Source organism: Corynebacterium sp. HMSC074E01, assembly GCF_001808885.1.
Lineage (GTDB): Bacteria > Actinomycetota > Actinomycetes > Mycobacteriales > Mycobacteriaceae > Corynebacterium.
This window is the reverse complement of the sequence record NZ_KV794829.1, coordinates 1-14,562: the sequence shown is the minus strand read 5'-3', so window position 1 is coordinate 14,562 and position 14,562 is coordinate 1. Positions and strand designations below refer to the sequence as shown.

Genomic DNA, 14,562 nt, shown 5'->3' with positions numbered 1-14,562 from the left:
CCGCCAACCACAACCAGGTTGACGGGGATATCGGCGATCCTTCAGGACAGCACCACCCACGAACCACAAGAAGGTGCGCGGGGATTTCGGGGATCCCAGACCACGCCGGATGCAGCAGAGAACCGGGGTTCCTAAGCCCTTAAAGGGCGAAGCCCACCAACTGAGCCATCGTTGACGGTCGAGCTGTCGAGTGCAACGCGAATTCCGGAGCTCAAAAGCGCACCCAGAGCTCCTTTTCCTTAAAACCCGGCAGAACCTTCGAGCGGTCACGCGCTCATCGCAATGCCTCAAGCGTGGCATGCGCAGCCTGCTCAAGCGGAGCGTAGTAGGCCGGACCATGCGTCATCGCATGAACTGCAAGTGGGTGCAACTGGTGCATCGGCACCCACTTCCGGTACTCCTCACCCGCCCCATAGCCCCGCAGTATCTCGTCATAGTAGGGCGTTCCGAACAGTTCCAGCATGGCCAAATCCGTCCACGGATGCCCGCCGTGCGCTGCAGGGTCAATCATGACCGCCGTGTCCTCCTGGAACAACACATTCCCTGCCCACAAATCACCATGAATTCGTGCAGGCTCAACGTCCCAGTCCACGGCGGCTATAGCTTCGGCCGCCACATATACGCAGTCCCGCAGCCCCTCCGGAAGTCCTTCTATAAATGGCACCACCCGCTGTTCGGCGTAGAACTCACCCCAGGCTTCGCGTGGTTCGCAGGGTTGCTCCACGCGCCCAATGAAGTTCGCGCCTTCCCACCCCTCTGGCGGTGCGCCGAAAGCTGGGGCGCCTGCCTGATGAACCTGCCGCAACGCTTCACCAAACGCCCGCGCTGCAGCAGCACTCGGTCGCGCCTGCGCTACTCGACGCGTACTAATCGTCGAACCTGTCAGCCCCGCAACTTCCACCACGACGTCCTTTCTTGCGGCTGCTAACCAGCGCAGGCCCGCGGCCTCTGCCTCGGCTTGATCAGCTCGTGCTACTGACTTGGTGAAAACATCCATGCTCCCCAGCATAGAAAAAGGCCGCCTCTGCGAAAGAGACGGCCGATGGTGGAGCTAACGGGATTCGAACCCGTGACCCCCACACTGCCAGTGTGGTGCGCTACCAACTGCGCCATAGCCCCAGGGCAATATTGAATTTTAAAGTGGAGCTAACGGGATTCGAACCCGTGACCCCCACACTGCCAGTGTGGTGCGCTACCAACTGCGCCATAGCCCCTCATACGAGGTGCAACCTTTAAGATTGCAACTCGTATCAATATATCCGCTCCCCATTCACTCACCAAATCGCGAGTTGGGGCGCTAAATTTACTTCTCAGTAACGATGTTGACCCATTCCATGATGGAGGTCTTGTCATCCTCCGGAATGTCCTTGCCGTCCTTGATAATGCGCGGCGAGGATACGCTGCCGGTTTCCTTTTCAAGCTTTTCGTAGTTCGAGGTCACCAGCGGGTTTCCTTCACCAACCGGGGCTTCCTCAATGGCCTTCACCGTGGCATCATCTGCGCCCAGTTCCTTCGCGGCAGCAGCGAAGTCTTCCATCTCCCACTTGTTGTACACCTTGGACTGGTTCTCCATGAGGTACTTACGCAGGTTCCAGTAGAGCGTGGCGTCACCGGTCTTTGCTACCTGTTCCATCGCAGCAGCGGCCTTGGAGGAGTGGCCCGTGTTGGACTTGATGCTCTCCAGGCCGTTCGGGCTGCCGTCGAGGAAGTTGAGGGTGCGCACGTGCACGACGAGCTCGCCCGCATCAATCGCATCCTTCATCTGCTCGTCGGTTTCCTTCGCCAGGTCACCACAGTGTGGGCAGGAGTAGTCCTCGTACAGCTCTACTTCGGTTGCGTCCTTTGCGGCATCCGCAGACTTGAAGGTTACCGCATTGTCCGCGAGGGAAATCTCCATGGAGACATCCTCGGCCGCGTAGTCCCCCAGCGCATCGGTCTGTGCGCCTCGCCCTTGGTAGACGATGTATCCGATGACCACGGCAATAATAACCAGCAGAACAGCGAGGCCCCAGACGAATCCACTATTGCCTTTGGAGTTGGGGTCTTTGACTGTACTCATTAAACAACCTTGCCTTTATGACTTAAGTTCGAACAGATGAAAAGCCTACACACCGTTGTTAAGGGTGCAATGCAAATTTGGTGAAAGGACGCTTGATCGTCCACACCATTAAGACAGAATAGAAGACATCACGCAGCAGTGTCATCATGTAGTTCATCACTTGCGCGTCCTCATCAGGGCTAACGGAGAAACACCCGCAGTCAATCCCGAGTCCCCGCGCCCATGCCTGCGCGATGCCGATCATGAATAGAACGAGGACAATCTGCCCCACCCACGCCGATTGCCGAAGGAACAGCCCCAACAGGAGCAACAGGCCGCCGCACACTTCAAGCGGGCCAATCAGATAGGACAAATAGTGGGACCACTCTGGGGTAAAGATTTCATATGCCTTGATGCTTTGCGATACCGCGAGCTGGTCCGACAGCTTCGACGCTCCCGCTTTAATCCACACATAGGCCATATAAAATCGCGCAAACGCACTGATAACGTCCAGCACAAGCGTTGCGCTGATCTTGTTTTTAAACACGGGATTAGCCTAACAAGTTACGGGTGGAGAGCGTAACGACGATACGGGCGCCAGATCGTCCACGCGGTGAGGATGAGGAAGAAAGCGTCGCGAAGCAGCGTCAGTGCGTAGTTCATGCCTTGGCTCACGTCGTTGGGGTCGTAGCCAAAACACCCACAATCGATGACTAGCCCACGCGCCCACGCCTGAGAAATTCCCACCATGAACAGGACCAGGACCACCGCAGCGACTGCCGACGCCTCCCTCAAGAACAGGCCCAACAACAGCAGCAGCCCTCCAACGATTTCAAGCGGCGCAATGAGGAAGGCCAAGTACTCAGACCATTCCGGGGTGAAGATGCCATAGGCCCGGATGGCCTGTGCCATCTCCATCCGAGCGTCCAGTTTCTGTATGCCGGCGATAATCCACACGGCGGCCATGCCGAATCGGGCGAGTGCGCTGGACAGGTCAAGCACCGAGGTGCGTTGTGCGGTTGTCATAAACCATTAGCCTAAGCTCCGAGAACCTGTGACACCAGCGCCTGCGCCTCTTCCTGGACCTGCTTGAGGTGTTCTTCGCCACGGAAGCTCTCGGCATAAATCTTGTACTTGTCTTCCGTGCCGGACGGGCGCGCGGCGAACCATGCGTTTTCCGTCGTCACCTTCAGGCCACCGATCGCCGCGCCGTTGCCCGGCGCTTCGGTGAGCTTGGCGACGATCTCCTCGCCCGCCAGCTCAGTGGCCGTGACCTGCTCCGGAGAGAGCTTCTTCAGGATCGCCTTCTGCTCGCGGGTAGCTGGCGCGTCGGTCCGCGCATAGGCCGGTGCGCCGTACTTCTCTGCCAGCTCCGCGTAGCGCTGGGACGGGGTTTTACCCGTCACCGCCAGGATCTCGGCGGCCAAGAGATCCATGATGATGCCATCCTTATCGGTGGACCACACAGTTCCGTCGAAGCGCAAGAAGGAGGCACCGGCGGATTCTTCGCCGCCGAAACCTAGGGAGCCGTCGACAAGCCCCGGCACGAACCACTTGAAGCCCACCGGCACCTCCACGAGCTCACGGCCCAGGCTGGCCACGACGCGATCGATCATGGAGGAAGACACCAAGGTCTTGCCCACCCCGGCCTCACCCCACTCGGGACGGTGGCTAAATAGGTACTCAATGGCCACAGCCAGGTAGTGGTTCGGGTTCATCAGACCCGCATCCGGGGTGACGATGCCATGGCGATCGGAATCCGCGTCGTTGCCCGTAGCCAGGTCGTACTTGGAGCGGTTCTCCACCAACGAAGCCATAGCGTCCGGGGAGGAGCAGTCCATGCGGATCTTGCCGTCAGTATCCAGGGTCATGAAGCGGAAGGTGCCGTCTACCTCGGGATTTACCACCGTCATGTTGAGCCCGTAGTGCTCGGCGATGGCCGCCCAGTAGTCCACCGAGGCGCCGCCCATCGGATCCGCGCCGATGCGCACACCGGCCTTTTTAATGGCCGCCATGTCCACCACGTTTGCTAGGTCAGCCACGTAGGAGTCGAGGTAATTGTGCTTGACGCAGCGCTCATCGAGCACGCCGTCAACCGGCACGCGCTTGACGCCCTCCAGCCCAGCGCGCAGGTAGTCGTTGGCCTTGGCTGCAATCCAGTCGGTGGCATCCGTGTCTGCTGGGCCGCCCGTCGGCGGGTTGTACTTGAAACCACCATCACGCGGCGGGTTGTGGGAGGGAGTGATCACGATGCCATCGGTGCCCGGGTTGGTCAGGATGGCGTGGGAGACTGCCGGGGTCGGGGTGTAGCGGCCGCGGTCATCCACACGAACCTCCAACCCATTGGCAAGGAGAACCTCGAGGGCGGAGACCATGGCGGGCTCGGACAAAGCGTGGGTATCGCGGCCGATGAAGATGGCACCCGTGGTCCCCTGCTCAGCGCGGTAATCCACGATGGCCTGGGTAATCGCCAAGATGTGGGCCTCGTTGAAGGCGGTATCCAAAGCGGAGCCGCGGTGCCCGGAGGTGCCGAAGGAAACCTGCTGGTCGGGGTTATCAGCGTCGGGGGTGCGGGTGTAATACGCGGTGACTAGCTCTGCAATGTCAATGAGATCGGAAGACTGGGCTAGTTGGCCGGCGCGCTCGTGTGCCATGGTGGTTTCCTCCTTGGGGATGTGGATACACCCTAAGCTTGCCTGCTTCACGCTGGTTTCGCATCCCAATTAGGATGGTGCCTATGCCACAGATCCTTCTTGTGGGCTGCGGGGCCGCGCTCGGGGCGCTGGCCCGCTTCGGCCTTTCTTCGCTTCTCGGGGGTGGCGCTCTGCCGCTGCTGCTCATCAACGTTCTCGGCAGCGCTGTTATGGGCTATGCCAAACCCCCGGCATTCTGGGGCACAGGTTTCTTAGGCGGCTTCACCAGCTTTGCTGCCTTTGCTTTTCTCACCTCCGGCTTCGACCCGGCGCAGGCAGGGGCCTACGTGTTGGCGACGGTCGTCGGCTGCACCGGGGCCTACCTCATGAGTGACCGCTTGCAGGATCGGAGGCACGCATGATTCTCTCCATCCTGGCCGTACTCGCCGGTGGCTTTGTCGGCGGCTGCGGGCGCTACCTGCTCACCCGCGTGCTGCCCTCCCCCACGTGTACCTTTGCCGCTAACCTCATTGGCGCAGCCGTGGCGGGCGTGGCCTACGGCTATGCCACGCATGCCCACACCCCCGAGTATTTTCTCCCCCTGCTAGCAGCCGGACTCGCTGGCGGGCTATCCACGTGGTCCACGCTGGCCAAGGAACTGGGAGAAATGATAAAAGCCAAGCGCTGGTGGCGCTTGGCGCGTTATCTCTTCTGGACCATCGGCCTGGGAATCGTGGTGGCCTGGCGCGGGGCGTGGGTAGGTTCGCTTCTCGCCTAACCTACCTAGCACGCCCCTGTCTGCACTAGTCAGCGATGGCGTCCAACGGTGGGGTCTTCGCCGCGCGCTGCGCCGGCCACAGCGCTGCCAGCACACCCACGATTCCGGAGCCCACGAACATGACCGCGAGCATCAGCCACGGCACCGTCGCGCTATCGAGGCCTTCGTCGGACAGCACGGAGATGAAGGACCATCCCATCCCCAGTCCCATGAGGATGCCCATGAGCGCACCAAAGAGGGCAATCTGTACCGATTCCACGGTGATCATCGTGCGAATCTGGCGGCGCTGGGTGCCCACCGCGCGCAGCATGCCGATTTCTTGTCGGCGTTCGATCACGCCCAGCGTGAGGGTATTGACAATGCCCAGGACCGCGATGACCACGGCAAGGGCCAGCAGCGCATAGAGGATCGTGAGCATCTGGTCAATCATGCCGGCAGCCTCGCCGGCGTACTCCTCACTGGTGCGCACCTGCACCACGACGAGGTCCTTGACGGACTTCTCCAGGTTGGCGCGCAGCTTCTCCTTGTCATAGCCTTCCTCCGCGTTCACGGAGACCACCGTGACGTCAAGGCTACCGGGGTCAACGACCTCTTCTGCCGCAGACTTGGACACGGCCAGACCCGGAAGCATCTCAAAATGCTCATACGTGCCGAGGAGCTTCACCTGCGCGGTGCGGGAGGGATCCGGGCCGGCCAGCTCATAAGACTGACCGACTTCCCAACCATGCTCCGCAGCCAAGCCAGCCTCGGCGATGAAGCCAGGCTCCTCGCCCGTATTCACGGCACCGTCCACCACAGTCAGGTTGAGCATGTCATCGGCGTTGCCATCGATGACCTGGCTAATCAACATCTCCGGGCCATAATTCATCGAAGCCTGGCCATCCACCTGTAGCGGCGCAGTACTCATCGCTACGACCTGGCCAGCGCCCTCAGTATCGCGGGCACGCTGCGCCGTCTCGTTCGGCGTCGGGAAGCTTCCGGACGTCGGACCGGACAGCAAGAAGTCTGCGCGGGCATCCTGTTCGACGGCATCGGCAACCGAGGCCTTCATCGTCGCGCCCAACATGCCGATCGAGGTCACTAGCGCCACCCCCAGCATGAGGGCGAACGCGGTAGCCGCGGTTCGGCGCGGGTTACGCGCCGAGTTCGTCGACGCCAGCTTGCCCACCGCGCCAAAGGGCGCACCAACCACGCGGCCGATCCCCGGAACGATAGGCAGGGAGATGGCCGGGCCGGCGAGGAAGAAACCAAGGATGAGGTTGAGCGCACCGAGGCCCACGAGGGAGGCGCGGATGCCTGTGGAGGCATCGATAAACACTCCAACGAGCGCGAAGATGATGCCTAGAACGAGCAGCAACCCGCCCAGAACGCTGCGCACGAGCAACGAGGAACCAGCCGCGGACTCGGTGGAGCGCATGGCTTCCACGGGTTTCACCGCACCCGCCCGGCGCGCCGGCGCCCACGCGGAAATGATGGTGACCACGGCACCCAAAAGCAACGGCACGACCACTGCGCTGACGCTCAGACCCAAACCGCCGCCCATGGGCATGTCCTTGGCGGCAAAGACGGCCTTAATGAGCGCAACCAGGCCCATGCCTGCGACCACGCCCACGGCAGAACCCACGAGGCCCACGATGAAGGCCTCCGTCACCACCGAGCGCGTAATCTGACCACGCGAGGCGCCGAGTGCACGCAGAAGCGCGAACTCCTTGGTGCGCTGGGCCACAATCATTGAGAAGGTATTCGCAATGATAAATGTGCCCACCAACAGCGCAATGAGGCCGAAAGCGATGAGGAAGTAGTTGACGAATTTCAGGGCAGAGGAAATCTGATCCGACAACTCATCGGCCAGCTTCTGGCCGGATTCCGCCTTAACCTCGAAGGTTTCATTGAGGTGCTCCACGAGGGCATCGGCGTCGACGCCCTCGGCCGCCGCGACCTTCAACTGGGCAGAATTGCCATAGCGCTCGACGAAGGCCTCGTGCCCCATGAGCAAGGTCAGGCTGGGGCCTTGGTCCACTGCAGGCTTGACGACGCCCACGACCTTCACCTCATCACGCTGGTCCGGGTGGACCACGAGGAGGGTATCGCCGACGTGGATACCGAACTCTTCGGCGGCGGAATCATTAATGAGGACTTCGCCGGTCCCGTTCGGCTCGGAGCCTTCGACAAGCGTGGCGGGCTCACCGACGGACTGCTCCTCCGGGTAGTAAGGCTGCACGCTGGAGGTGCCCCCACCAGTTTGAAAGGCCTCGGCGTCCTTGTTCGCCACCACGACCGTCTGGCTGCTTTGCATGTTCACCGCGCGCACATCGGGGTCGGCGGCGATGTCATCGCGCATCTTTTGGTCGAGGTTGGGGCCGCCTTCTTTCTGGCTCACGGCCGCGTCCACACCGGTAAACGCAGTCGAGACAGCGGAGTCGAAGGTGCTCGACAGCGAATTAGTGAACATGAAGGAACCCGAGATGAACGCGGTGCCGAGCACCACCGCCAACAAGGTCAGGGCAAGGCGCAGCTTATGCGCGAGAATGTTGCGCACGGACACCGTGCGCATGGTGTTCTTTGTGGCCATGCTTTAGCCCTCGATTTCTGCCATCACGGCGTGGATGGACTCCATGGTTGGGTTGGTGAGTTCATTCACGAGGCGGCCATCAGCAAGAAAGACCACGCGGTCTGCGTAGGAGGCGGCCTTGGCATCGTGCGTGACGATAACGACGGTCTGACCATCCTTATCCACGGCGGTGCGCAAAATGTCGAGTACCTCGGCGGAGGAGTTCGAATCCAGGTTGCCGGTCGGCTCATCGCCGAAGATGATCTCGGGGCGCGAAACTAGGGCGCGCGCGCAGGCCACGCGCTGCTGCTGGCCACCGGAGAGCTCTGCTGGGCGGTGATTCAAGCGCTCGGACAAGCCCAGGCGGGAAGTGACCTCATCGAACCACTCTTTATCCACCTTGTTGCCAGCGATATCGGTGGGCAGCGTGATGTTTTCTGCCGCGGTCAGCGTGGGCACCAGGTTGAAGGACTGAAAGATGAAGCCCAGGCGGTCGCGGCGCAGGGCCGTAATATCCTTGTCGCTGAGCTGCGACATATCGGTATCACCGATGAAGGCCGAACCGGACGTCGCCGAATCGAGCCCCGCCATGGTGTGCATGAGCGTGGACTTGCCGGAGCCCGAGGGGCCCATGATGGCGGTAAAAGTGTTGCGCGCGAACTCAACGTCGACGTGGTCCAACGCGGTAACTGCGGTATCTCCCTGACCGTATTGTTTGAACAGGTCGACGGCACGAGCCGCAGCAGTCATCGTTGGGGTTGTCATGGACGTGTTCTCCTTATAGATGGGGAAAGTAACGTCACCACCCTATCTTGCCCTGGGTAAGTTATGTGACGCGTGTGGTCTAAAATATGCTCCATGCGCGCATCTCTTTCCGCTCTGGAGCATTATGACCGCTGTGCCGAAGCAGCTGCAGCTCAGATCATGCGCCACTACTCCACCAGTTTTTCCCTGGCCACACGGCTTCTTCAGCCGCGGGTGCGCGTGGACATCCGTAATTTATATGCCATGGTGCGCACGGCCGATGAAATCGTCGACGCGGGACTCAATCCCCACGACGCGGCCGCGCTTCTCGACGCCTACGAAACCACCGTCCGCAACGCCCCGTCCCAGCGTTTTCACGCCGACCCGGTCGTCCACGCCTACGCGCTCTCCGCGCGGCGCTGCGGGTTCCAGGACGAACACATTGCAGAGTTCTTTGCCTCCATGCGCTGCGATCTCACGCGCACCTCCCACACAGCGGAGTCTTTTAAGACCTACGTTCGGGGCTCTGCAGAAGTCATTGGGCTGCTATGCCTGGATACTTTTTATGCCGGTGCTCCTCGGCCCGCTGGCGTCGAAGAAGGAGCAGAGCGCCTGGGTGCCGCGTTTCAGAAGATCAACTTTCTGCGGGACCTGCATGAAGACTCCACGGAGCTGGGCCGCGCTTATTTTCCTACGCTGCGTGAGCCAGACAAACTCGATGAGGAAACGAAGGCCGCCATCATTGCTGATATCCGCGAAGACTTAGCCCATGCCCGCACGGCCATGGACCTGCTTCCTCTGAGCTCCAGGGTGGGGGTAGCCGCAGCGGCGGCTCTTTTCACGGAGCTTACGGATCTCCTCGACACCACTCCTGCGCACGAGATCATGACTACCCGTGTCAGTGTGCCCGCCGCGCGGAAAGCTGTCCTCATCAGCCGCGCTGCAGCACACGCGGCAAGGAATAAGGGTTAAAGAACATGGGCAAACATGTTGTTGTCATCGGCGCTGGTATTGCAGGACTTGCCACCGCAGCCTTGCTGTTGCGGGAGGGGATGCGGGTGACGGTCGTCGACAAGCAACGCAGCGTTGGTGGGCGCGCGGGAAGCCTGGCTGTGGATGGCTTCCGTTTCGATACCGGCCCCTCGTGGTACCTCATGCCGGAGGCCTTCGATGAGTTTTTTCGGGCCTGCGGCACCAGTACCGAGCGCGAGCTGGACCTAGTAGACCTCTCCCCTGCCTACCGTGTTATCAACGAAGATGGCGCGGCCCTAGATATAGAAACGGGCGTGGAGAACGTAGCAGAGCTTTTTGAATCCCTCGAGCCGGGCGCAGGCGAGCGCGTGCGCGCCTACTTAGCGCGCTCCTCCGATATCTATGCCGTGGCGCTAAGCAGCTTTTTGTACACCACGTTCTCCCACCCCACGCAGCTTCTCAGCAAAGACGTCCTCACCCGACTGGGCACGCTCGCGCTGCTGCTGACTCGTTCGCTCGATGCGCTGGTGGCCGCCCAGTTTAAGGATTACCGCCTGCGCCAGGTGTTGACATACCCCGCGGTGTTTCTCTCCACTGAACCGAAGGCCGCGCCGGCACTGTACTCCTTGATGAGCCACACGGACTTGGTGGAGGGCGTGCGCTATCCCTTAGGGGGCTTCGCGGCCGTTGTCGACGCTATCGCGCGGCAGACAGCCGGCGCCACCTTCGAGCTTGGCTCGGCGGTGGTAGCCATCAACCACGCGCACGGGCGCGCGGCGGGCGTCACGCTTGACGACGACCGCACGATCCCCGCCGATGCCATCGTCTCCGCCGCCGACTTACACCACACAGAAACCGCGCTGCTTCCCACGGACCTGCAAACGTATCCGGAACGCTACTTTGCCCACCGTGACCCTGGTCTGGGTACTGTCTTAGTCTTCCTCGGCGTGAAGGGTGCCCTTCCGCAGCTGGCACACCATACACTGCTATTCAGCACAGACTGGACCCCCGATTTTAGGGCCGTCTACCACGGCCCTGAGCCGTTGCGGCCACTGGGAGCTTCGGAGTCTATCTACGTATCCAAGACATCCGCGACGGATCCTGGCGTAGCTCCGGAAGGCTACGAGAATCTCTTCATCCTCGTCCCCGTTCCGGCAGAGGAATCCTACGGCCATGGCGATGCCTACGGCGCTGCGGAATCTCCCCGCGTGGGCGCCATCGCCCGCGCCGCCGTGGCGCAGCTAGGGGCTTGGTTGGGGATTGAGGATCTGGAGGACAGGGTCGTCGTCAAGCGCACGCTCGGCCCCGCCGACTTTGCCGAGCAGTACAATTCCTGGTCCGGCGGCGCCGTGGGCCCTGCACATACGCTGCGCCAGTCCGCATTTTTTCGGGGCCGGAACCAATCCCGTAAGCTGCCCAATCTGTACTACGTCGGTGGCACCACGGTGCCGGGCGTGGGCGTGCCGATGTGCCTTATTTCTGCACACAACGTCCTCACGCGGATGCGCGAACAGTAATTAAGCGTCGAGCTCAAGGGCTGCAGGCCTACCGTTACGTCTTACCTTCACTGTTACAGGGTGACCGCCAAAAAGATAGCCATCATCAAACTCCACGCTGAGAGTCCCACGTTGGGGAACCTCGACGGCAACGGGAGTGAGTTTGGCGTATACGTCGCTGGTAGTGAGTTCCGGCGCCGGGACGCTGTTGCCCTCGGACAAGGCGACGTCGTGGCGCCAACGGTTGGCGGCTCGGAGGGCCTTTGCAGCAGCAAAGCCCTGGACCTCATCGAGGAACTCGGCACTGAGGACCTTGTTGATCACGGTGAGGGGTGCCTTGAATTTTCGCTTGAGATTCGTACTCTCCGCGAGAAGAAGCTCCTCCGCTTCATACACGATGCTGATATCAACTCCGAGTTCTTCTGCCCTGCCTTCGAATGTATTTGTACGGCGGTCGAGCACTAACGGGCCGAATGTGGAATCAAGCTCTACCGGAACGTCAATCCGAGCAAGGAGCTGCTCCATGGCTGCGTCGGCTACATCTGGAAGAATCTCCCAGATATCGACATAGTGTTCTTTACTCCTCTCGTGGAAGTGGTGGCTACCCCGAGCATGAAACACCCTGAAAGGCTCAAGTTCTGTAATTTCACGCGGGTCCCACAGCGTTTTTCCTGCGACTGTCTGGAAGAGCTGCGGATAGCGCACGGCGATGTCACCAGTAATCAGCTCTCCTTCTGGCAGCAACTTTAAAGCAACTCCAGGCAAGCTCATGAGCTGAATGTGCGTTTTATCCTCAGCGTAGGGATCATCGCTCACCGACTTCTTCGGCGTGTCTGCCACGACGGAGAAACTCTGCCTCTTCGAAGCTCAGTAGCGTTTTAACAACGTCATGGTCCGAAAATTCACGGTAGAGGGAAAGCATGCCGCAATAGTACATCTGCGAAAAGGCCGTGCAGCGCTGCATAGCGTAGTCTGAGGAGGTTGACGTCGAGTGGAAAGGCGAAGCGATGGCAGAAACTATTGAGCAGGCCAGCGAGACCGTAGAGGCGTGGCTGAAGCAAGAAGACGCCATCGATCCTAAAAAGGCCCCTCGCCTCCAGGAGCTCTTAGCCCACGTTCCCCGTCAAGAACTCATCGCAATTGTGGAGCGCCAGAACGCTCTCCGCGCTGCGTTGGCATTGAGACTGCTGCCGCGGGAAAAGTCCATCGCGGTCTTTGATGCGCTTGATGCAAAGCACCAAGCGGACATCATCGACGAATTGGGCAACGCCGATGTCTACGAATTCTTCGACGAGTTGGATCCCGAAGACCGCGTGGCGCTCTTGGATGAGCTGCCCGCCGAGATCGCGGATCGCCTCCTCCGCTCGCTGACCCAGACCCAGCGCGACGTGACCGGAGTGATCCTTGGATACACGAAGGGATCCGTTGGGCGTCGTATGTCGCCAGAGGTGGCCGATATCCACCCGGAAATGAGCATGGAAGAAGCCCTGCGCACCCTCCGCGACAACGCCGATGAGCTAGAGACCATCTATACCGTTCCTGTAACGCGCAAGGACCGGCGCTTGGTGGGCGTCGTTAGCCTGCGCGAACTCTTCACTGCTGAGCGTGGCATCCTCATTGAGGACATCATGAAAGAGCCGGTGTATGCATACGCAACTGCCGACGCCGAGGAGACCGTCCGCTGGTTCTTGCCACTCGACATGCTGGCGCTGCCGATTGTGGATGATTCACACCGCCTCGTCGGTCTTCTTACGTGGGACGATGCCACGGACATCATGGAAGAGGCGGACAGCGAGGACTCGGCTCGTTCCGGCGGTACGGAAGCTCTCCAGCAGCCGTACTTGTCGACGCCCCTTCTCAAGCTCGTCCGCTCCCGCATTCTCTGGCTGCTCGTTCTCGCCGTATCGGCTCTGTTGACCGTGCGGGTTCTCGATTCCTTCGAGGACACCTTGGCCAAGGCAGTTGTACTGTCTCTGTTCATCCCTCTGCTCACCGGCACGGGCGGCAATACAGGAAACCAGGCAGCTACTACTGTGACCCGCGCGCTCGCGCTTGGCGACGTCCGCACGCGCGACCTCTTGGCAGTCATGTGGCGGGAATTGCGCGTCGGAATGTTGCTCGGCGCCGTACTGGGGCTGGCCGGTCTTATCTTGGCGACGGTCATCTATGGCCTCGATATCGGCCTCGTCATCGGCTCCACGCTGTTTCTCATTTGTTCGATGTCCGCGACTGTTGGTGGTCTCATGCCCATTGTGGCTAAGACTGTTGGCGCGGACCCTGCGGTCTTCTCTAACCCATTCATCTCTACCTTCTGTGATGCAACGGGCTTGATCATCTACTTCTTCATTGCAAAGTCCGTCTTAGGAATCTAACTGGATACAGAAGAGTGTCCGCGAAGCCGTACGAGGACTGCTACGTGACAAATAGGCACGCTCCCCAATCTTTGGTGCGAATTGACAGCCACTAACCGCCCTGAGCGCCCGCGCACAATCCTTCGCTTATCCCGCAAGCAGTCCAATTGCAAGGTTAATAGCAGCGTGCAATATTGCGCATTCAATGACGCTTCCCGAGCGGTATCGCACCACTCCCAGGATCCACCCGCAGAGAAACTGAACCGGAAGTATGGGCCACAACTGCGCATCGAAGCTCAACAACATCAAATGAGGCAGAAGAAAAACTCCCGCTTGGAGCGTGTTACCACCCCAGAACCCCCAGGATCGAAAAAGTAAGCCGCCAACAAATCCTCGGAAAAACACTTCCTCGCCTATAGCCCTGAAAATGACAGCAAGGCTTACCCCTTGAGACAGAACCACCCCCGGTATGGCCAGACTAGCCGTCGATACAAGACGGATACCAGCGTATCCCATTCCAATCAGCACGGGGAAAAGGATGATGCCTAGTACTACTGTTTGCCAACTTCCCAATCGCCAACCCACATTTGCCCGAGCTTGAGAAACCCCAATTCTCTTGCGCTGAAAAATGATATAAAGCACTGAAGGAACGAGAAACAAAAGGAATTCAAACATCTTCTCCGTACCCTAATCCCGGACCGGGTTGGCTACTTAGCCAGAAAACTCGGTGCCCAGTTTACAATTCTGTGTGACGACAAGACGCCCTAGCATAGGTGGGGGAACTCATACTTCCATCGCCCTTTCGCAGTAGTTAGGAATTAGGCAGCTACCCGGGTGGGTATGAGCCTTGTTTATCAGCGTTTTCAGGTGAACATGATTAGGCCCAATTGGGGTCTATTGCCGCTATGGGCTAGTGTGCGCGTGTCCAGGACCAGAAAGTGCAGACGTGTTAACGCATGCCGGTAATGCTGGCAAAACGACGGAGAAGCCCGTCACCGT

14 protein-coding genes and 2 tRNA genes are annotated in these 14,562 nt (G+C 60.0%); 5 read left to right on the top strand and 11 right to left on the bottom strand.

The window, feature by feature from the left end:
• Nucleotides 1-274: 274 nt before the first annotated feature.
• From HMPREF2537_RS03730 to pgm, 7 genes are all read right to left on the bottom strand, one after another.
• Nucleotides 275-1,009: a fructosamine kinase family protein gene (locus tag HMPREF2537_RS03730; protein ID WP_070525673.1), complete on the bottom strand. Its 735-nt coding sequence runs from the start codon at nucleotides 1,007-1,009 to the stop codon at nucleotides 275-277.
• A gap of 34 nt (nucleotides 1,010-1,043) precedes the next feature.
• A tRNA-Ala gene (locus HMPREF2537_RS03725) sits at nucleotides 1,044-1,119 on the bottom strand.
• Nucleotides 1,120-1,141: 22 nt separating this feature from the next.
• Nucleotides 1,142-1,214 (bottom strand) — tRNA-Ala (locus HMPREF2537_RS03720).
• 89 nt (nucleotides 1,215-1,303) lie between these two features.
• Nucleotides 1,304-2,059 (bottom strand): DsbA family protein, encoded by a 756-nt coding sequence (locus tag HMPREF2537_RS03715; protein ID WP_070525671.1) that lies wholly within the window; start codon nucleotides 2,057-2,059, stop codon nucleotides 1,304-1,306.
• Between the two features lie 58 nt (nucleotides 2,060-2,117).
• Nucleotides 2,118-2,585 (bottom strand): MauE/DoxX family redox-associated membrane protein, encoded by a 468-nt coding sequence (locus HMPREF2537_RS03710; RefSeq protein WP_070446099.1) that lies wholly within the window; start codon nucleotides 2,583-2,585, stop codon nucleotides 2,118-2,120.
• A 17-nt stretch (nucleotides 2,586-2,602) separates the two neighbouring features.
• Nucleotides 2,603-3,064, bottom strand: a complete 462-nt coding sequence (locus tag HMPREF2537_RS03705) for a MauE/DoxX family redox-associated membrane protein (protein WP_070525669.1) — start codon at nucleotides 3,062-3,064, stop codon at nucleotides 2,603-2,605.
• 11 nt (nucleotides 3,065-3,075) lie between these two features.
• Nucleotides 3,076-4,692 (bottom strand): phosphoglucomutase (alpha-D-glucose-1,6-bisphosphate-dependent), encoded by a 1,617-nt coding sequence (pgm, locus tag HMPREF2537_RS03700; protein ID WP_070525667.1) that lies wholly within the window; start codon nucleotides 4,690-4,692, stop codon nucleotides 3,076-3,078.
• A gap of 83 nt (nucleotides 4,693-4,775) precedes the next feature.
• Between pgm and HMPREF2537_RS03695 the strand changes: the two genes are divergently transcribed.
• Together HMPREF2537_RS03695 and HMPREF2537_RS03690 are read left to right on the top strand one after the other, a co-directional pair.
• On the top strand, nucleotides 4,776-5,093 hold the full coding sequence (locus HMPREF2537_RS03695; protein ID WP_070525665.1) for a fluoride efflux transporter family protein: 318 nt from the start codon (nucleotides 4,776-4,778) through the stop codon (nucleotides 5,091-5,093).
• On the top strand, nucleotides 5,090-5,449 hold the full coding sequence (locus HMPREF2537_RS03690; RefSeq protein ID WP_070446091.1) for a FluC/FEX family fluoride channel: 360 nt from the start codon (nucleotides 5,090-5,092) through the stop codon (nucleotides 5,447-5,449). The genes HMPREF2537_RS03695 and HMPREF2537_RS03690 overlap by 4 nt, the downstream gene beginning before the upstream one ends.
• A gap of 25 nt (nucleotides 5,450-5,474) precedes the next feature.
• Here the strand turns inward: HMPREF2537_RS03690 and HMPREF2537_RS03685 are convergent, their stop codons facing one another.
• Both HMPREF2537_RS03685 and HMPREF2537_RS03680 read right to left on the bottom strand, forming a co-directional pair.
• A complete protein-coding gene (locus tag HMPREF2537_RS03685; RefSeq protein WP_070525663.1) occupies nucleotides 5,475-8,021 on the bottom strand; it encodes an ABC transporter permease in 2,547 nt (848 codons plus the stop codon).
• A gap of 3 nt (nucleotides 8,022-8,024) precedes the next feature.
• On the bottom strand, nucleotides 8,025-8,765 hold the full coding sequence (locus HMPREF2537_RS03680; RefSeq protein ID WP_010191300.1) for an ABC transporter ATP-binding protein: 741 nt from the start codon (nucleotides 8,763-8,765) through the stop codon (nucleotides 8,025-8,027).
• A 93-nt stretch (nucleotides 8,766-8,858) separates the two neighbouring features.
• On the opposite strand from HMPREF2537_RS03680, the gene HMPREF2537_RS03675 reads away from it, so the two are divergent.
• Both HMPREF2537_RS03675 and crtI read left to right on the top strand, forming a co-directional pair.
• Nucleotides 8,859-9,716: a phytoene/squalene synthase family protein gene (locus tag HMPREF2537_RS03675; protein WP_070525661.1), complete on the top strand. Its 858-nt coding sequence runs from the start codon at nucleotides 8,859-8,861 to the stop codon at nucleotides 9,714-9,716.
• A 5-nt stretch (nucleotides 9,717-9,721) separates the two neighbouring features.
• Nucleotides 9,722-11,233, top strand: a complete 1,512-nt coding sequence (gene crtI, locus HMPREF2537_RS03670; protein ID WP_070525659.1) for a phytoene desaturase family protein — start codon at nucleotides 9,722-9,724, stop codon at nucleotides 11,231-11,233.
• On the opposite strand, the gene HMPREF2537_RS03665 is transcribed toward crtI, so the two are convergent.
• Complete coding sequence (locus HMPREF2537_RS03665) at nucleotides 11,234-12,052, bottom strand: DUF2262 domain-containing protein (protein ID WP_246820227.1); 819 nt, start codon at nucleotides 12,050-12,052, stop codon at nucleotides 11,234-11,236.
• Nucleotides 12,053-12,219: 167 nt separating this feature from the next.
• Here HMPREF2537_RS03665 and mgtE point away from each other — a divergent pair, with 167 nt between their 5' ends.
• On the top strand, nucleotides 12,220-13,584 hold the full coding sequence (gene mgtE / locus HMPREF2537_RS03660) for a magnesium transporter (protein WP_070525657.1): 1,365 nt from the start codon (nucleotides 12,220-12,222) through the stop codon (nucleotides 13,582-13,584).
• A gap of 126 nt (nucleotides 13,585-13,710) precedes the next feature.
• On the opposite strand, the gene HMPREF2537_RS03655 is transcribed toward mgtE, so the two are convergent.
• On the bottom strand, nucleotides 13,711-14,238 hold the full coding sequence (locus HMPREF2537_RS03655) for a CPBP family intramembrane glutamic endopeptidase (RefSeq protein ID WP_070525655.1): 528 nt from the start codon (nucleotides 14,236-14,238) through the stop codon (nucleotides 13,711-13,713).
• Nucleotides 14,239-14,562: the final 324 nt, after the last annotated feature.